This window comes from Paenibacillus sp. CFBP 13594 (genome assembly GCF_014842675.1).
Taxonomy (GTDB): Bacteria; Bacillota; Bacilli; order Paenibacillales; family Paenibacillaceae; genus Paenibacillus; species Paenibacillus amylolyticus_B.
Genome location: NZ_JACYVQ010000009.1, coordinates 1 through 19,405, shown reverse-complemented (window position 1 = coordinate 19,405; position 19,405 = coordinate 1). Strand labels below are relative to the sequence as shown.

Here is a 19,405-nt window from a genome sequence, read left to right as displayed (position 1 = left end):
AGCTGTTTACTTCATGTGGCTAGTGAGGAGCGTTTCTCGCTTGAGGCAGATCGTGGTATAATAGGCAACAAAAATGAGTTCGAACCCTGACTCCATGCGGCAGCAGGATAACGAACATGAAGGAGAACTCGTCCATGAAAAAACCAATCTCTACCGATCAGGCGCCAGGCGCCATTGGTCCATACAGTCAAGCCGTTGATGCAGGCGATTTCATCTACACTTCCGGACAGCTTGGCCTGGATCCTCAAACGGGAGAATTCGGTGCAGATGTACAAGAGCAGACACGTCTGTCTTTGAGCAATGTGAAGGCTATCCTTGAAGCAGCAGGCACAAGTATGGATAAAATCGTTAAAACGACGGTGTTTCTGAAAGACATGAACGACTTCGTTCCTGTGAATGAAGTGTATAGCACGTTCTTCCAACAGCCGTATCCTGCACGCAGTGCTGTGGAAGTTGCTCGTTTGCCAAAAGATGCACTGGTGGAGATTGAAGTTATTGCCCTGAAATAGGACAACCTTCATTCACTGCGTTATACATAAAAAGCCGATTTCAGGTCAAATGACCAGAATCGGCTTTTTGCTTTATGTTTTTGCGTTAGGATGGAAGTCGCTCAATCGCGATCCTGATTACGGGCGAAGAACAGCCAAATCGCGTATATTGCCAGTACGATCGCAATGATGATTGCCGTATAATATACGGAAGTGACATCCTTTTGTTTAAGTGCAATGGCGATATAAGCCCATGTGAATACCAGTGGATATACACTGTCCCGATAACGGAAACTAACGAGTACAGCCAGCACCATACCCACAATCAGCATAATGATCGTCCAGGTCGGTTCGCTGAGACCAAAACCATCCCAGCCGATTTTATATAACAATACAGCTGTATTGACGATCGTTGCCACGCTAACCCATCCCAGATAGATGCTGAATGGCAGCTTCACAAGCCAGATCTCAGCAGTGGTCGGAACAGTAATGGTACGTGTTTTTACATACAGCATGATCAGGCACAACAGAAGCAGTACAATAATCAGTAAAGCAAGACCGGTCTGCAAGTTTTGAAAAGCAAAAATCCAGGCTACGTTAAAGGCACAGCTTGCCAGGAACCAATACCCGAGACGGGTAATCGAGTCCCTTTTCCAGGAAGCAGGTACGAACTGATAGATCACAAACCCTGCCAGCAGCAAGTAGATCAAACCCCATATAGCGAAGGCATAGCCAGAAGGTGTGAGTAGCACAGGATACATATCCGATACTTCTTTATTGGTCTTGCCTCCAATCGGCAGAGCGTTGGAGAGGTAGTTCACGATAATTACAGCGATAAAACCAATGGCGTTTAACCACTTGTACGGATTGTTACGTGACATTGTGTTTCCTCCTTGGTTTAACGAATGAATGAACCACGGGTCAGTCTACAATGAATATACCCAGTTCTTGCACATTCTAATAACAGCCGCAAAAAATTCACAAGTTGATCTTTCAGATCCTTGTGCTCAGTCGCTATGTTGGAACGGTACTCTGTCCCAATGTACGCGAAACGAAGCAGAAATATGTCCATGCCTACGATGTTCCACTAGAAGAGGAGAAAGAGAATGCTCACAAGAGAAACGATGGAGAAACAGCAAACCTGGTTCTATGTAGTTGCACTGTTCTTAGGAGCAGCGATAGGGCTGAGTAATCCGGTATGGGGAAATGGTTTACACTACACCGTGTCCCCGGTTCTTGCCGTTCTGTTATACAGCATGTTTGTACAGATTCCCTTTTTACAGTTAAAAGAGTCTTGGTCGAATCTTCGATTTATGTGCGCGTTACTGGTGGCGAATTTTATCGTTGTACCTGTAGTCGTATGGTTGCTTACACTGGTCTTTCCACAATCACCAGGCGTTCTGATCGGAGTCTATCTGGTACTGTTAACACCCTGTATTGATTACGTCATTGTGTTCACACAGCTCGGCAGGGGCAATGAGAAACTGATGCTGGCCGCAACACCCCTTTTATTTGTTATACAAATGATCTTGTTGCCATTTTACTTATGGCTTTTGATGGGTGCTAAGGTGGCGCAGGTCATGCAGATAGGGCCGTTCGTGGAGGCTTTTCTGTTCCTGATCGTTATTCCACTGTTGCTCGCTGTCGTTACACAGGTTCTCTCAAGAGGTAAAGTGAGCGGGGAGCGGGTCATGAATGCAACGGCATGGCTCCCGGTTCCGATGATGGCACTTACGCTGATCGTGGTTGTCGCATCCCAGATTGGCAAAGTCTACAATGATATGGCGATCATCGTAAACGTGATCCCGATCTATGTTGCTTTCCTAATCATTATGCCTTGGATATCTCGACTTATTGCTACTTGGTTTGGATTGAATCCAGGCGCCGGGCGGGCGTTGATTTTCAGTTCAGCCACACGGAATTCGCTGGTCGTTCTGCCACTTGCGCTGGCACTCCCGCCAGAATGGGCAACCATAGCTGCGGCTGTTATTGTGACACAGACGATGGTGGAGCTTGCAGGAGAGCTATTCTACATTCGACTTGTACCTGCGGTAATTTTACGAGATCGGTGAGGCAGCCCATACAACGGGAAATAAAATTTATTATCTCTACTTTGGTGTAGCTGTAGCCGCAATCTTTCGGAGCGTATCCTATCTTAGAAAAGAAAGAGCCAACAAGTCGTCTTGATCTATGCTATTCTTTGTGAAATTAAAATTAAAAAGAGTACTCCCGATAGGCCATGCCGGGGAGTACTCTTTTTAATTCAAATAAATTCTGAACAGGTACTCTTTAAGTACCGGCCTCCAATAATGTTTTACGATATTCCGCTGGCGTGATACCCTCCATTTTTTTGAACACTTTGCTGAAATACTTTTCGTCCTGGAATCCAACCATCTCCGAGATTTTAGCGACTCGCAGGGAAGGGTTTTGCAGTAACAGCTTGGCGTTGTTGATCCGCAGTTTGCCCAGATATTCCGACCAGTTCAGACCAAATTGCTGTTTGAATTTGCGGGAAATATACTCCCGGCTCAGATAGAAACGCGCGGCAATCTGCTGTAAGGATAGGTCCTCCTGATAATGGGCGTCCATATAACGTGCAATCTCACTCATGGGATCAGGATTGGCTTGGTGATGAGCGGTGAGTGCCTTTCCTGCGGCAAGCAGTCGTTGTTCCAACAATGAACGAAGCAGGGGGAGGGATAACAGTCCTTCAGCGTCCAAAGGTAACTCGGCAAAGGGAATAGACTGTTCCTCCGTCACTTCTTCCTCTTTAAATGACGAACCTGCTGTATCATCAAGCCAGCGGTTCAGCATCCATTCCAGCTCCTCGATCCATTGCTGGATCTGCTCAGCACTGACAACCTCGAGATCAGTAATCGGGTCAAGCCACTCGGCGACCGCAGCGGATACACTGGAAGCCCGGCAACTCATGGCTGCCATACGCAGGGGTTCTTCATGGGCGGTTAAACGCCTGATTTTATTCCCATTTGATGATTCCACTGAGGCATGGATTCGCTGTTTAATTTGCACAGCATTGCGTCGCCACAACCTTGAACTTGCTTCCAGATAGGCCGCTGAGATTCCGCCAGGGTAGGACTCACAGGTGGAGATGCCAAAATGAAGTCGGCGCTGAATCGTCTGCTCCAATCCATGATTGACCTTGTCCAGAATATGTTCCAATGAAGTGGATGGACCCCAATGCAGCAGAACAATCTCGTCCGGTTGATCCAACTGGCGAAACATTACACCTTCGTCTGGTGTGGATAACATCTCGGCACAGATATTGAGCACGGAGAACACAAGCAGGTCCGGTTGACTGCGGTATTTTGCCAGACAATCTGCATCCAGATGGGACAGGCTGGTGACAGCGACACTACAGACAGAGATTAGACGGGGGAGATTTAACTCATCCTGTAATCGCTGCAGGTGTGATTGGCTGCTGCCTCTTCCGACGGCAAGTTCGGTGAGCAGACGATCCTGGTAGTGAGGGCGCATTCGATTAACAACAATGGATTGCCTGGTGGATTGTATCCGAATGGCGTCTTCCTCTTCCCAAGCTGTAACGGCCTTTAATAGAGATTCATTCAGCTCATCTGCTTCCACGGGTTTCAGGAGGTAGTCCATACCACCATGCCTAATTGCATGCCTCACGAGTTCAAAATCGTCATATCCGCTGATAACCAGCACTTTGCTGTGTGGGACATGAGCTGATATCCATTCAAGCAATGCCATACCGTCCTTGCCCGGCATACGCATGTCACTGAGTATGATTTGAGGTTGATGTGCCGTGATGGCGGCGATGGCTTCATCCCCGTCTGCTGCTTCAAGTAATGTATCAATGCCAAACTCTTCCCAATGACCAAGCAACCTTATGGCATCGCGGACATGTTTTTCATCATCTACAAGCAGTGCCTTCATGTTGTTCACTCTCCCGCGTATAGTTTAACCGTAATCTTCACACCATTGGGTTCCCGATTGTTGATCTCAAGCCTGGCTGAGTGACCGGGATGTGAGTTCAATTGAAGCCGGCGTATTACATTTCGTAGACCGATGGATTCAGACTCGTCGGATTCTTGTGTGGATAATCCGGTTGTTGTATGACTTTGATGTAGCCATCCGCGGATCTCCAGTAATTTATCTTCAGGTATGGAGGGGCCGTTATTATTCAATTCTATTTCAATCCAATGATCATTGATCCGGCGGCTGGATAGGGATATGTGACCTTTGCCAGGCTGAATATCCGCTCCATGTTTGAAATAGTTCTCAATTAAAGGTTGTAACGTCATTCTTGGCATTTCGACAGACAGGGTATCTTCGGCAAAATCCAAATCCACCTCAAGGCGGTCACCAAACCGCTCCTGCTGCAGTTCCAGATATAATCGGGCATGCTCCGCCTCTTCGCGTAAGGTCACGCAGGTCTGATCCCGCATGCTGTAGCGCAGCATTTTGGACAGGCTAGAGAGTAGTATATACGCCCGTTGTCCCTGCTGTTGAAGGGCAAGTGTACCGATCGATTGCAGTGTGTTATATAGAAAATGCGGATGAATCTGCGCTTGCAACGCTTTGAGCTGATTCGTCTTATTGGCGATCTCGAGTCGATATTCCCGCAAAATAAGATTATTTACCGTATCCATCATATCCCGGAAATGACGAGCGAGCACCCCGAATTCATCTCGGCTGGATAGATGGATATCCACATGCAGACGCCCGGCTTGAATTTGGTTCATATACCGCATGAGTTGCTTGAGCGGACCTGTGATTCGGATGGAGATAAACAAGGTTGCAATAATGACTAATACAAGTGCTGCAATGGCAATCATTGCGTTATTCCACGTGAGTGTGGTCGCCCTGGCGTATAACGTCTCATTCGGAATCTGTTTGACGATGGTCCAATCGGCGTATGTGCTGCCAAGTTGTTGGTATACATACATGGATCGATCCTGTTCAAAATGTCCTGCGACATTCTGGGCTGTACCAGCGCTAGAGCGCGCGATATTCAGTTCACTAGCCGTTTCCTCTCGTAGTGCATCCGTATGATTGACCTCGGAACGACCTTGGTAAATGATCTGATTCTGACCATCCACAACATAGATCTGTTCCTTAGCCGGATCATACAGCCTGCCACAGATTGCTGCAATGGTATTCATATTCAGATCAATGGCGAGTACACCCAGACGCTCGGTGGACGGAATATCCTTGATCACCCGATGCAGGGTAATGACCGTTCTGGCAGGGTCATCGGGGGAGGCAGCCTTAAATCCGTACGTGTGACTCATATGGGCCGATTCCACCCAGATATCCGGGCTGTCACCGCCTGTTTTTCCATGAAGCGAGCCGGAATAGGCCTGTTTGCGTTCCTCCCGCTTCGGAAAGGGATTTGTAATTAAGGTGGATTGATTGGCGGCAAAAGAGTGCAAATACAGCTGGAATACATCCGGCACAGCCGCGCGTATCGTCTGCAAAGTGGTGTACACCTCGGCAACCGCACGATAATCACCAGGAATTTTTGCCAAGTTACGCAGAAAGTTCGGGTCGTTATACACAGCGAGCGACGCTCTGGCCACGTTATCCACATAGTTGTTGAGATTGGTGGACGCTTGGTAGATCAGGCGTTTGTTCTCTTCAACAGCCTGTTCCCGCAGGGCTGTCTTGGTCTGGATAAACGTCATGCTGATCGATGCGAGCAGTGGAAGTGTGGTAGCAATGAGCATAAAGGCAATCAATTTGGTGCGTATACTGTAGTATTTGGACATCGGAACACCCCTTCTGGTTGCAGGTTAAGAGAGGACAATATTTTACCCCCAACTGTTCACACGGGTCGGTGTTTCCCTCGGCGATAATGGGGTTTAATAGAAAAAGAGACCAATTTCATCCATCTATAGAAGGGGAGAACGATATGAAGCATCGCAAATCTTCACAGCTGTTACAGCAGCTTGTGTTCGTGGGTCCCTCCATCGTGTTTTTTATTCTCATCATCGTGGTCCCTTTCCTGCTTGGCATGGTGTACTCCTTCACGGACTGGAACGGGGTATCGGAGAACATTAATTGGGTAGGGTTTGATAACTTCGTGCATGTTTTTGCGAATGATCCCAAGTTCCAAACGGCGTTTTGGTTTACGGTGCGCTTCACCGTGGTTGGTGTGGTACTGACCAATGTGATTGGCTTTTTCCTGGCGTATTTCCTGACCAAACCGCTCAAGACGAGAAACATTCTGCGTACGATCTTTTTTATGCCTAACGTGATCGGTGGGTTGTTGCTCGGCTTTATCTGGCAGTTCATATTTGTGAAAGGGTTTTCAGCAGTAGGCGATGTAACCGGCTGGTCCTTCTTCAACCTTCCTTGGCTGGGAGACGAACCAACCGCCTTCTGGGGAATCGTGATTGTGTTTGTATGGCAGACCGCAGGTTATCTGATGGTCATCTACATCTCATCTCTGACAAATGTATCCCCTGATCTGCTGGAAGCCGCCGAGATTGATGGCGCAAGTCGCTGGCAGGTACTGCGGAGCATCATTCTTCCGCTCATTATGCCAGGTGTAACGATCTGTCTGTTCCTGGCGATCTCCTGGTCGTTCAAAATGTTTGATCTCAATCTGTCACTGACCAAAGGTGGACCATTCGGATCAACAGAGTCGGTTGCACTTAATATTTACAATGAAGCCTTTGTGAATAACAGATATGGCATCGGAACCGCCAAAGCGCTCGTGTTCTTCGTAATCGTTGCCATCATCACCATGATTCAGGTACGTCTGACGAAGAGCAAGGAGGTAGAAGCCTAATGGAGACGACGAAAAATTACCGCTTCAGTACCATTGTAACCGAGATTGTCATGGTACTCCTTGGACTTTTATTCCTGGTTCCGCTTTACTTCCTGTTTGTGAATTCGGTCAAAACATTCGGTGACCTGCTCACCAATTCGGCTGCATGGCCGGAAGTATTTCAGTGGGGCAACTATGCGAACGCCTGGGAGAAAATTAACTTCCCTTCCGCGCTGATGAACTCGCTTATCGTTACCGTGGTCAGCAATCTGTTGCTTGTGCTGATCAGTTCCATGGCCGCGTACCGAATGGTTCGCAGCGATACCCGATTCAACCGTATTTTGTTCGGCATGTTCATTGCCGCTATGGTGATTCCGTTCCAGTCTATCATGATTCCACTCGTTACTGTAACCAGTAATCTGGGATTGATCGACAGCCTTGGCGGCCTCATTATCTGTTATCTCGGTTTCGGGGCACCGATGTCTGTCTTCCTGTTCCACGGATTCGTAAAATCCGTCCCGCTGGAGATTGAGGAAGCGGCTCGTGTGGATGGAAGCTCTGCCTACGGGGTGTTCTTCCGGATCGTATTTCCACTCATGAAACCGATGTATGTAACCGTCATCATTCTGAACACACTCTGGATCTGGAATGATTATCTGCTCCCATCGCTGATCCTGCAAAGCTCCAACCTGCGTACGATCCCGATTGCGACCTTTGCACTCTTCGGACAATATACGAAGCAATGGGATCTGGCCTTGCCAGCACTTGTGCTCGGAATCATGCCGATCATTATCTTCTTCCTGCTGATGCAGAAGTATATCATTCAGGGGATTACCGCTGGATCAGTTAAAGGGTAAGCGTTGCGAGGGCAGGGTCGCTGGCGGGATCAAGGTGCGCTTTCGGTCGCTGTTGCTCCTAGGTGGCCTGAATGGATTAGGGCAAGGAAGCCACCGAGTATCAAAGGCGAACGCTCCGCTCCTGCAACGCATTCTTGATCCCTTTGCTCCCACCTCGCATGGAGGTGTGCAAAGGGGAGTCATGCCCGCATAGCTTGGGCATGACTCCTGGGGAAAGAGCAATAAAGAGAAAAGACCGATAAAGAGAAATGACCAAGAATGAAATGATTTTAAGACCAGGTTCGATAAGGCAGAAGGTGAGTATATAATGGCAGGGTCGCTGGCGGGATCAAGGTGCGCTTTCGGTCGCTGTTGCTCCTCGGTGGCCTGAATGGATTAGGGCAAGGAAGCCACCGAGTATCAAAGGCGAACGCTCCGCTCCTGCAACGCATTCTTGATCCCTTTGCTCCCACCTCGCACGGAGGTGTGCAAAGGGGAGTCATGCCCGCATAGCTTGGGCATGACTCCTGGGGAAGAGATCAATAAAGAGAAAAGACCGATAAAGAGAAATGACCAAGAAAGAAGCTTGTATAGCCAGGAACTTCTTCTGCAGAGTGAAGTGATGGTATGGGCCCTGTCCAAAGCGCTAACGAATCCAACGCATCTTAATAGGTGGATAATCAAGGGTAACGAACCTCAGTAACGTTATTCGGGTGTAAAGCGGCGTCAGAGCCCTGAAAATTGACTAAATCGACGAAATAACGTCGCTGTGATTCGTTAAAATTGGAACCTGTGCAAAGCAAATAGGTGCGAATAACGTGCGTCGGTTCGTTAGAATGAAAACACGCTTCAAGGGAAGGTTATTCTGTCATCGGAATGCCAGTGTAAATATTCATTCGTCGAACGGTTATACTGAAACTACTATAGGGAGAGTGTATGTATGAAAAGAATGACAAAGTTGACGTTGCTTATGCTGATTGCTTTTTCGGTAATGCTCGCGGGTTGTGGCAATGGAGACAAGAGTGGCAGTCCGGTCAACACGGATGCTCAAGGTGGTGGTGAGGCTGCTGCTGGAGATAAAACCATTAAAATCTTCCAATTCAAAGTCGAAATTGCGGAAGCGCTCAATCGTCTCAAAGCGGAATATGAATCCTCCCATCCAGGCGTCAAACTGGACATTCAAACCGTAGGTGGCGGCAGTGACTATGGTGCTGCATTAAAAGCCAAGTTTGCCGCTGGCGAACAACCTGACATTTTCAACGTAGGTGGTTATCGTGAATTGGATACATGGCTTGAATATCTGGAAGATCTGTCTGGAGAATCATGGGCTAAGGATGCGCTCGAAGTAGCCAAAGAGCCAATGACCAAAGACGGAAAACTCTACGGACAGCCGCTCGCATTGGAGGGTTATGGTTTCATTTATAACAAAGATCTCTTCCAAAAAGCGGGTATTACGGAAATTCCAACGACACTGGAACAATTGGATCAAGCCGCACAGAAACTTCAGGCCGCAGGCATTACCCCGTTCTCGAACGGATATCAGGAGTGGTGGGTGCTGGGCAATCATAACGTAAACGTCGCATTTGCAAATCAGGCAGATCCGGTGAAATTCATCCAGGGACTCAACGAAAGTACGGAGAAAATTCCTGGCAACCAAGTGTTCGCCGACTGGATCAACTTGCTCGACTTAACGTTGAAATACAGCAACAAAAACCCGCTGACAACCGACTACAATACGCAAGTTACGTTGTTTGCGAGTGGAGAAGCGGCGATGATGCAACAAGGAAACTGGACTCAAGTACAGATCGATGGAATTGATCCAGATCTGAATCTGGGTATCCTCCCAATGCCAATTAATAATGAACCCAATGACAAATTGTTTGTCGGTGTGCCGAACTATTGGGTTGTGAACAAGAACTCTCAAGTGAAACCGGAAGCAAAAGAGTTTTTGGAATGGCTCGTCACTTCGGATATCGGGAAACAATACATGACAAAAGAGTTCAAATTCATCCCGGCGTTCAGTTCCATCACGGCATCCGAAGAGGATCTGGGTGACCTCGCCACAGAGATTATGAAGTATAGCCAGGAAAACAAAACACTCAGCTGGAACTTCAACCGTTTCCCTGAAGGGGTTCCCCAAGAGTATGGCAGCACAATTCAGGCTTACGTTGCAGGCAAATCGGATAAAGCCGGATTGCTCGACGCATTGCAGCAGAACTGGGATAGTCTGAAAAAATAATTCGGATCATGGACGGTATCCACAGGTTACCAAAACTGTTCAGAAATTTTCGGATAGAAAAGTTAGTCTATCGAATATATAAGATAATTGAAACAGGCCAACCAGAAATTTTATTCTGGTTGGTCTGTTTTGGTTTTTCCGAGGAGCCAATAGCGCACTGAAAAGTTCAAAGTTAGTAATATCCCTGAAATGTGGATAACCCCAAAGCAGTTTAACGATCCCATGACGTATTTAACACAGAGTTTATACTATATGTGGATATCCTGTGTGTATAACACTCTAAATGTGGACAAGTAAGGAGTAGATGGAGTGGAAGATCCTCATTTGTTAACAGAAATACTTGTTTTCAACTTACTAGTACTGTATAGTTCTAAATATGACAAATCCAAAAATGAACACGGGACCCGCCAAATCCAAGAGTTCCAATCCGGTGAACCGGACCAAGGCAATTGAAGTGGCGGCACAATTATTTCTACGTCAGGGGTACAGCTATGTCAGCATGGATGAAGTCGTGCGAGTGAGTGGGGTATCCAAGTCGAATATTTATTATCATTTTAAAAACAAGGAGGAACTGCTTCAGGCCGTGGTACAATACTGGATTGCCCAGTATGAGTCGGAGTTGTATCTGCTGCTCAGTCAGCGTGAGCGAGGAGTGGAGGAGCGTATATACTCATTCATGGCATTACTGTCGGCAGGCATTGAGGGCCGAAATTACGAAGGGAGCTGTCCTTTTGTTACGTTATATATGCAGGCACCGGACAGTGCACCCCAAGTGAAGGAAAGCATATCCAGATTCTTTCGTGAGCTTAGACCTATGGTGGAGAAGTTGTTTCAGCAAGGTTTGGATCGCGGTGAATTTCGCAAAGAGATCGAGCCGGGACCGGCTGCGTTGTTGTTTATTGCAGCACTGGAGGGTTCACTAATCCTGGCGGGAACTGCCCGTGATGTTGGGATTATAGAACAATCGGCACGTACGTTTTGTCAGATGCTTCGTTAATCGAAGCTCTTTTTTTGAATATAACTAGTACTATATAGTACTAAAAGGAGCCGTAACAGAATGATTGTACATACTAACCGTGTATCCATGGAGGAAAACACAGCAGCAAATTCAACAAACATGAATCAGGTAATAAGCAAGTCTGATATTGCAGCCACGATCATTTTTATGACAGGAAGCACAGGTTTTATCGGCAAAGAAACGGTCAAACAACTCACGCAAGGAGACGTACAATTGCTCTTGTTGGTTCGTTCGGAACAGCGAGCCAGAACTGTGCTGAAGGCTTATGGAGTGGAGGATTTCGACCGGATTACCTTTATTACAGGTGATTTGTCCAAGTCGGGTCTTGGACTTACCGCAGCGGACCGGGTGCGTGCTCTTGAAGCAAATGTGATCATTCATACGGGAGGAACGATGGACGTCACTTTGGAACGAAAAGTAGCCGAGCAGATATTCATGAACGGGGCCAGAGAACTGGCACAGCTAACACAGGAAATCCACTGTACTCATGGATTGAGACATTTTATCCACGTTGTTGGTTATATGAGTCCTTATGGAGAGCGGAATGAACAGGGGAATTATCTACAGGTTGAGCATGTGGATAACAATGAAAGTGCATATGAAGAGATGAAGTTTCATGCCGATCTGCACATTCGCGAGCATGCAGAACAGCATCACTATCCCTTATCCGTTGTAAATCCGAGTACAGTGGTTGGGCCACGTCCAACCGGTGAAACCGAGCAAACGGGTGGGATTGGACTGCTCATTCAGGCGATTCAGAAAGGACTTATGCCAGTAGTGCCGGGAGGTTCATCCTATTGGTTACCGCTTGTGGAGAATGACATTGTTGCACAGACGCTTGTTTTTCTATCCAAGGAAGCTGCTCCAGTCGGAGGAACTTATCCACTATTGGCGCGGAGGGAAGACAGTCCCAATATGAAGGAACTGCTGCAACTCTTGGCACAGCAATTGGACGTACCCAAGCCCAAAGGGGCTGTGCCACTACGATGGATTCAATGGATCATGAAATCAGGGGGCACACGCATCAGTGGTGTTCCAACGGAGTCGGTTGCTTTTATTACCAACAGATCATTCCCGGTTGAAGAGACGGAGGCTCTGTTTACACGTATGGGGCAATCCTGGCCGGACATCCGGGAACAGCTTCCTCTGGTTACAGCCGATCTGGACTATCGTCTGAGGTATACGCCGTTACCTGAGGGTTTTCCGACAGATTATACTCGGTCACGGAGCGGAAATATGGCTATGCTTGGTTGGGAGGGTGAGGGAGAGCCTTGGATTATTGTACATGGTTTGCTTCAATCTGCGGATGAGATGTTACCTTTGGGACAACAGCTTAGGGAACGGACCGGGAACCCGGTATGGTTAATCGATCTCGCTGGATTTGGACGGTCTCCTGTACATCAGGGAGATGAAGCGTTTGAAGGTCAGGTGGATGCACTGCTTACGGCTCTTGGTGAGTTTGAGGGTCCGGTGAAGCTGGTTGGTCATTCAGTAGGGGCTGCTATTGCAGCTGCGGCACAGATGCGTAGCGGGCGGACAGACATTCGGTTAGGTTTGCTTCAGCCAGTTGCCAACAATTCGAATCCGAATGTGCTAAGAGGGATTTCCCGTTTGCCAAGAGGGGTGATGCGCTCCCTGCTGCGTGGCAGATCGGAGAAAAGTTGGAATCAAATGTTCAGTTCACATAGCGGCGTAAGCAGTGTTATGGCCGATACCATAGGCAAGAGAATACGCTCCAGTCTCCAGTCCCCTCGCATCGCAGGAGCGCATGCAGACTTGTTGCGCTGGATCCACTCGGGTCAGAGGAAAGGCGCCAGATCAACGTTGTGGGCGAAAATGGAAAGTCAGCATTATGCCAAGAATGTATTAGTTGTATGGGCCAATCAAGATCGGGAATATCACTATCCCCAGGATATGAACTCACAGGTCAAACGGATAGATGTACCCTATGGACATTACTTTCCGACGTTTCAGTATAAGGAAACGGCTGCAATCCTCACTGAATGGGCCGATACCTTGAGGTGAGTTCAGGTTTGGATACGCAGGAATCCCGTACCAATTGTCGAAAGGGTCAAGTCGAGTTACGAAGAGGATTAACCAAAGATAGGAGAGATGAATGTATGAGTCAGCAACGTGTGGAAATCAGTAAAAATGTGCTAATCGAATGTCTCGGACTGCGCAGCGGAGAGAATCTGGTAGTTGTCGCAGACGATATGAAACGGGATTTGGCTGAATCCATCTATGAGGCAGGCAAAGCACTTGGTGCAGAGTCGGTCCTGTTAATCATGAAGGAACGCAGCAGATCTGGAGAAGAGCCGCCTGCGCCGATTGCAGAGGCCATGATTCGAGCAGATGTAGCCGTGTGTGTAACGCGATATTCATTAACACATACCCAGGCACGCAAAAAAGCCGCTGCCTCTGGTACCCGAGTGGCAACAATGCCCGGCATGACAGAGGATATGTTTGTGAACGGAGCCATTACAGCTGAATATTCGCAAGTAAAGGCGTTGACCGAGAAGGTAACGGCTCTATTAACCGCAGGTCGCCATGTGCGAATAGAGAAGCAGGGCCATAGTCTTTCCTTTTCCATTGAAGATCGTAACGGTGTACCAAGCACAGGTATGTATTTGAACCCTGGTGAATCGGGTAACTTGCCGTCAGGAGAAGCCTATATTGCTCCCGTCGAGGGCAAGGGCGAGGGCAGTATTATTGTAGATGGTTCCGTTGCTGGAATTGGGGCACTCCGTGAACCGATGCTATTGACCGTTAGTGAAGGACGGTTGGTGTCAGCTGAAGGACCAGATGGGGCTCAATTACTGGAAACGCTTGGTGAGGGCGATGGTCGTTTTCTTGGCGAATTCGGGATCGGTACCAATAACAAGGCACGAATCACGGGTGTGGTGCTGGAAGATGAGAAGGTATACGGCACAATTCATGTGGCCTTTGGCAGCAATAACACATTTGGTGGAACGATTGCCGCGGGTGTTCATATTGATGCAGTTGTACAAAAGCCGGACGTGTACATCGATGACAGGCTGATCATGCGTCAGGGTGAATTGGTCGAATAACTACAGCGAAGGAAATTGGGCATGTCCACAACATGTCCACAGTAATGGATAACTGAAGCGGAAATTCAGATTTTACGTCAGATTTACAAACAAATACACAACATGTCCACATTAAATTAATGAATATCCACATGAAAAGCTAAAGATATCCACAGCATGTGTGCAATATGTGCACAACTTATCCACAAATCAGGTATAACTTGTGTTTTCATCCGATAAAACAGTTGTTTTGGAGTAATAAAACAAGTTATCCACAGGTATTTCGCTTTTTTGTTCCAAGTATTTGAAAACATAGAAACAGATCCATAAATATATGGGGATAAAAAAGACCAAAAATCGGCATAAAGCTGATCTTTGGTCTTTTTTTGAATATCATTTTTCAATCCAATGTCAGGTTACTTACGCTCAATATTAATACGACTAACTTCCACCACCCTCTACAACAGGGCAAATGAGCAGAGCGGAGACAGCAACCGTAATGCAACGTCTGTTGAAGTTGGCAAAATTGATCTGAAGCCTAAACATTTGGTCAAAAATAACCGATAAACCAAAGTAACATCTAATGGGACGAAAGTAGTCTGATTATACGGAATGAGAGGGTATGGGGATAACTATGGACGAGGGAATGCAATATATTAATTTTTCGGTAGGAGACCAGATCTTTGCACTACGAATTGATGAAGTTCATGAGATCATCAGAATGGTACAGGTGACAACAGTTCCATTTGGAAGCCCAGAGATCAGAGGTTTTGCTTCGCTGTACGGTAAGGTCGTTTCGGTTGTGAGTCTTCGTGTATTGTTAGGCATGCCGGACCAGGAGGATACTTCTTCTACACGTATTATTGTGGTGCCTTACAAAGGTGGATTTGTACCGCTGATCGTAGATATGGTCGATTCTGTCGTAAGTTACGATCGTTTCGAGGAACCTGCTGAGGAACACCGCCGTTTCATGCTTGGCGTTTTTGACAAAATCGGGTTCTGTGAAGATCATCGTGCAGGCATTTTGAACCTGGATGTATTACTGGGCAGCTTGATCAGATCATAGGAGTATAACGATCCGTAATTCTTTCAATATTCAGTATTTCCTTCGGTTTACCCAAATGTTCCTCATCCGCTTTTCGGGAGAAGGGACATTTTTTTGTGCCGCTAGGGCGTGTCTGAAAACTCCGAAGGAAGCAGATTTTTCCGAATTTTTCGTTCCAAGCAAGAAAGTTTTCCGCAGGCGTGCCGGGGCACTTCAAGGGAAAGTGACGCAGAAGGGGGCGAAAAGGGGGGAAAAGATGCACTTCAGCGAGTTTTGAGACACGCCCTAACCCTCGAAATAACCACTTTTTATGGGCAAAGGTTTTTAAATCCGGTCATTTTCGTATATGATGGAGAGTAACAATGCGAAGGGATGACGGGAGACTTTAATGATGCAATCGCTGTATGGAGTATGGCTTGGTGACGTATTTTTTTGTTTTTCCGGTGAAACATCGGAACCGCGTGTGGATGCATGGAGCCACGTGGTAAGAAGGTTGAATTTTGGCGACGGGGGTCGTCTGTTTCAGCCTGCCGCTCTGCGTCTTGCGGAGCTGCGCTGGCCGAATCCGCTGAGGAACACGGCTGAAGCCAAGAACACGAAGCGGCGTCAGCTGCTGGGGCGCACATTGGAAGGATTGGCAGTCTCGCCTAAGGATGCCTTCAGGTTGCTGCTTCAATGGGATGACCGTTTGTTAAATGCAGCCGGAATTCAGGTTGGAGAAGAGATGCGTTACTGGATCAAAGCAGCGCAGTTCACACAGGAGCTGCTGTTGCGGGGAGCGATTGCTCCATCGGCTGAATTCGCAGCAAAGACCGGAGCACGGCGACGGACCGGGCAAGAGACATTAACAGGCGTATGGCGGCCACGCTTGCAGCAGGAGGAGGACATCGAACGCTTCCGCGATCTTGCTGAAGCGATGCCTCCGATTGGATTGGCCGCTCCTGGAGCTTATGCTTCATTGGAACCGGAAACGCGTGAAGAAGCAGGGGCTGCGGTATTATTTTCATTCATGAGTGGCATGATTCATGCTGTAGTGACAAGTGAACTGGAGGGTATGGACAGTGAACTGTCCCGTTACCGCACCCCATATCGACGCGGATCTTCGCCAGTAGCCGAACTCTGGTGGAACAGTCTGATCTCGATGTTCCGTCCTGTGACTGTGCAAGGGCCGACGGACGATATGACAGCGTTTATTCATACGCTGCAAGAAGTGGGTGGAACGTCAATGCCAATGGTGGGAGCAGAAGAGATGGCACCTGCTGAAGGCCAATTGAAGCTGGTGCTCCGCTTGGAGCCTCCACTGGGCGAACATGAAACGATCTGGGGAATCAGCTTTTGGGTGGACAGTGAGCAGGAACCAAGCCTGAGGTTGCCTGCACGGACTATCTGGGCACATCCGGAGCGAGATCTGGACCGAGGGAAGGTGTTGTATACCTCGGCGGCAGAGCAATTATTGATGGCACTTGGGCAAGCGGCAGAACTGGCACCTGAACTGGAGACGGCGCTGCTTACCGCTCGTCCGGAGGAAATTAAGCTGGAGCAGCAGGGTTTCTTTGAATTTCTCACGCATGCAGTTCCTCGTTTGCAGAAGGCAGGGATAACCGTTCTTATGCCTTCAAGGTGGAGTCGTGCGGGGAAACGTCGTGCGGGACTACGTCTGCAGATGTTGAATCGGGGAACAGAGCGTTTGCCTGGAGCCACATCGGCACTGGGCATGGAACAATTGGTTGCTTTCAAAGCAGAGCCTATGCTGGATGGTAAACCGGTCACGGCGGAGGAACTGGCAGCACTGGCTGAATCCACAGTTCCGTATGTCATGTTCCGTGGTGAATGGATTGAAGTGGATACAAAAGAGATTCGCCAAGTCCTGCGTTATATGAAAAAAGAAGAAGAACAATATATGCCTCTCTCCGAATGGCTGCATCTGGCAGCGGATGAAGGGGAGGATTCCGCCTGGAAGGGTCTTTCCGTCTTTGGTGCCGAATCTGATGGGATGCTTGCTTTCCTGCTCGATGGACAGGTGCTTCGCAGCATTGAGCCTCGTCAGGTTCCGGCAGAATTGCATGGTGAACTAAGACCTTATCAGGAACGAGGTTACCAATGGTTATCCGCTATGCGTGAGCTGGGCTTTGGCGTATGTCTCGCGGACGATATGGGACTTGGGAAGACCATTCAGGTAATTACCTGTCTGCTGGACCGCAAACATGAGGAACGCCAGGCAGCTGAAGAGGAAGCGCGTGAGAATGAGCTCCTGAATGGATCAGATGATTCTTTCCCGGCGGATCAGCACACGAATGAGCAGCATGTTCATCTGCCTGCACTTATTGTGTGTCCTACCTCGCTGCTTGGAAACTGGCAGCGTGAGCTGAAGCGGTTTGCCCCGGATCTGTCCCTATATATTCATCATGGCGGACAACGGTTGCACGGGAATGATTTTCAGGCTGAAGCACAGACGCATGACATTGTACTGACGACCTATCATCTGGCAGGCAGAGATGGCCCGGATCTGGCTTCGTTGCACTGGTCCACCATTGTGCTGGATGAGGCACAATATATTAAGAACTACCGTACCAAGCAAGCGCAAAGCGTGATGCGCCTGTCTACACTTCATCGTATTGCGATGACGGGAACGCCTGTAGAGAACCGCCTGAGCGAACTTTGGTCGATTTTCCAGTTTCTCAATCCGGGGTATCTGGGCACAGCGTCATCGTTCCGCCAGCGGTATACGGGACTGGGGCCATCCGAAGAAAATGCAGCCTCCTTGCGTGAGCTTCATCGACTGGTATCTCCATTCATGCTGCGCAGGCTGAAAAGTGATCCGGATATTCGCAAGGATCTGCCAGAGAAGCTTGAACTGAAATCCTATTGTTCTCTGACGCCGGAGCAGACGGTGCTGTACCAGCGTGTGGTAGATGATCTGATGGGTGGTCTGGACGGCAGAAATGGTATTGCCCGGAAGGGGATTGTGCTGTCCTCCCTGACCAAGCTCAAACAGATCTGTGATCATCCGGTGCTGGCGGACAGTAATCGGAAAGACCACGGCAAGGCTGAGGCATCCGGTAAGATGGAACGTTTGCTTGAACTGCTGGATGCCATCCGTGATAACGGGGAATCCGCCCTGATTTTCACGCAGTATGTTGCTATGGGAGATTTGTTGGTATCGAGGTTGAAACAGCGATATGAGGAAGAACCCTATTTCCTGCATGGTGGTGTGTCGAAGGCGCAAAGAGATGATATGGTGGAGACTTTCCAAAAAGGAGAGGGGCCGTCCATGTTTGTTCTATCTCTTCGTGCCGGAGGTGTGGGTCTGAATCTGACACGGGCGAGTCATGTCGTTCACTATGATCGGTGGTGGAATCCCGCGGTTGAGAATCAGGCGACGGACCGTGTATTCCGAATTGGACAGAATCGCAACGTGCAGGTGCATAAGCTGATCTGTCAGGGAACGCTGGAGGAACGGATTGATGAGCTGATCGAAAGCAAGAAGGCACTCTCCGAGCAGGTCGTTGGTTCGGGTGAGAACTGGCTGACCGAGATGTCGGATGATGAGCTGCGCGGTCTAATCTCACTTCAGGGTGAGACGTGGCTGTGACCTTGAACATTCAGGGGAATATAGATGTTGAGAAAGGGGGATTATTGTGAGCGAAAAATGGAAGATCGAGCTGCATATGTCCCCCGGTGGGTGGACAGCAGAAGTCAATACAGCAGCGGATGTGGACCAGGAAGTTTCCGTTTCTGCTTCCGCTGCTGAGGGCAAGACCGGATCAGCCGCAGGCATGTTCATGGTCACGGGAACGCCGGCGCGACTGAGCGAAGCCCAGCGCGAGGCTGTGCTGGCTCAACTGCGCAAGCGCCCGCTGACGCTGTACGCCCTGCTGCGCGGCGGCCCGGCGTCCGAGGAGCTCGCCGGGCTGCTGCCGGCTGCGCAAGCGCCCGAGGGCTCGCCAGGCGCAGCAACGACCAGCGCGGCCGTGG

General features: G+C 48.7%; 14 protein-coding genes. 11 read left to right on the top strand and 3 right to left on the bottom strand.

Translation table 11 applies throughout. The features are described 5' to 3' along the window. Positions 1-134 precede the first annotated feature (134 nt). On the top strand, positions 135-509 hold the full coding sequence (locus IFU39_RS24640) for a RidA family protein (RefSeq protein ID WP_091018598.1): 375 nt from the start codon (positions 135-137) through the stop codon (positions 507-509). Positions 510-610: 101 nt separating this feature from the next. Here IFU39_RS24640 and IFU39_RS24635 read toward each other — a convergent pair whose 3' ends face one another. Further along, the gene (locus tag IFU39_RS24635; RefSeq protein ID WP_192135469.1) at positions 611-1,369 is read right to left on the bottom strand and encodes a tryptophan-rich sensory protein; all 759 of its coding nucleotides are present in this window, start codon (positions 1,367-1,369) and stop codon (positions 611-613) included. A 225-nt stretch (positions 1,370-1,594) separates the two neighbouring features. Between IFU39_RS24635 and IFU39_RS24630 the strand changes: the two genes are divergently transcribed. After that, complete coding sequence (locus IFU39_RS24630) at positions 1,595-2,560, top strand: arsenic resistance protein (RefSeq protein ID WP_192135467.1); 966 nt, start codon at positions 1,595-1,597, stop codon at positions 2,558-2,560. A 217-nt stretch (positions 2,561-2,777) separates the two neighbouring features. Here the strand turns inward: IFU39_RS24630 and IFU39_RS24625 are convergent, their stop codons facing one another. Together IFU39_RS24625 and IFU39_RS24620 are read right to left on the bottom strand one after the other, a co-directional pair. After that, positions 2,778-4,406: a response regulator transcription factor gene (locus IFU39_RS24625; RefSeq protein ID WP_192135465.1), complete on the bottom strand. Its 1,629-nt coding sequence runs from the start codon at positions 4,404-4,406 to the stop codon at positions 2,778-2,780. Positions 4,407-4,411: 5 nt separating this feature from the next. Then, a complete protein-coding gene (locus tag IFU39_RS24620; protein WP_192135463.1) occupies positions 4,412-6,241 on the bottom strand; it encodes a cache domain-containing sensor histidine kinase in 1,830 nt (609 codons plus the stop codon). A gap of 143 nt (positions 6,242-6,384) precedes the next feature. Here IFU39_RS24620 and IFU39_RS24615 point away from each other — a divergent pair, with 143 nt between their 5' ends. The 9 genes from IFU39_RS24615 to IFU39_RS24575 form a co-directional block, all read left to right on the top strand. After that, a complete protein-coding gene (locus tag IFU39_RS24615) occupies positions 6,385-7,266 on the top strand; it encodes a carbohydrate ABC transporter permease (RefSeq protein WP_036607341.1) in 882 nt (293 codons plus the stop codon). Further along, positions 7,266-8,102 (top strand): carbohydrate ABC transporter permease, encoded by an 837-nt coding sequence (locus IFU39_RS24610; protein WP_192135461.1) that lies wholly within the window; start codon positions 7,266-7,268, stop codon positions 8,100-8,102. Before IFU39_RS24615 ends, IFU39_RS24610 begins: the two co-directional genes overlap by 1 nt. Before the next feature lie 919 nt (positions 8,103-9,021). Beyond that, positions 9,022-10,320 carry an ABC transporter substrate-binding protein gene (locus tag IFU39_RS24605; RefSeq protein WP_036607334.1) on the top strand — a complete coding sequence of 433 codons (1,299 nt, stop codon included), beginning with the start codon at positions 9,022-9,024 and terminating at the stop codon, positions 10,318-10,320. A 430-nt stretch (positions 10,321-10,750) separates the two neighbouring features. After that, on the top strand, positions 10,751-11,317 hold the full coding sequence (locus tag IFU39_RS24600; RefSeq protein WP_192135671.1) for a TetR family transcriptional regulator: 567 nt from the start codon (positions 10,751-10,753) through the stop codon (positions 11,315-11,317). A gap of 60 nt (positions 11,318-11,377) precedes the next feature. Next, complete coding sequence (locus IFU39_RS24595) at positions 11,378-13,363, top strand: alpha/beta fold hydrolase (RefSeq protein ID WP_192135459.1); 1,986 nt, start codon at positions 11,378-11,380, stop codon at positions 13,361-13,363. Between the two features lie 95 nt (positions 13,364-13,458). After that, positions 13,459-14,406 carry an aminopeptidase gene (locus tag IFU39_RS24590; protein ID WP_105601420.1) on the top strand — a complete coding sequence of 316 codons (948 nt, stop codon included), beginning with the start codon at positions 13,459-13,461 and terminating at the stop codon, positions 14,404-14,406. Between the two features lie 625 nt (positions 14,407-15,031). After that, positions 15,032-15,451 (top strand): chemotaxis protein CheW, encoded by a 420-nt coding sequence (locus IFU39_RS24585; protein ID WP_164783412.1) that lies wholly within the window; start codon positions 15,032-15,034, stop codon positions 15,449-15,451. A 367-nt stretch (positions 15,452-15,818) separates the two neighbouring features. Next, a complete protein-coding gene (locus IFU39_RS24580; protein WP_192135457.1) occupies positions 15,819-19,022 on the top strand; it encodes a DEAD/DEAH box helicase in 3,204 nt (1,067 codons plus the stop codon). A 46-nt stretch (positions 19,023-19,068) separates the two neighbouring features. Continuing rightward, positions 19,069-19,405: hypothetical protein (locus IFU39_RS24575; RefSeq protein ID WP_192135455.1), on the top strand; the 337-nt coding region annotated here is incomplete at its 3' end.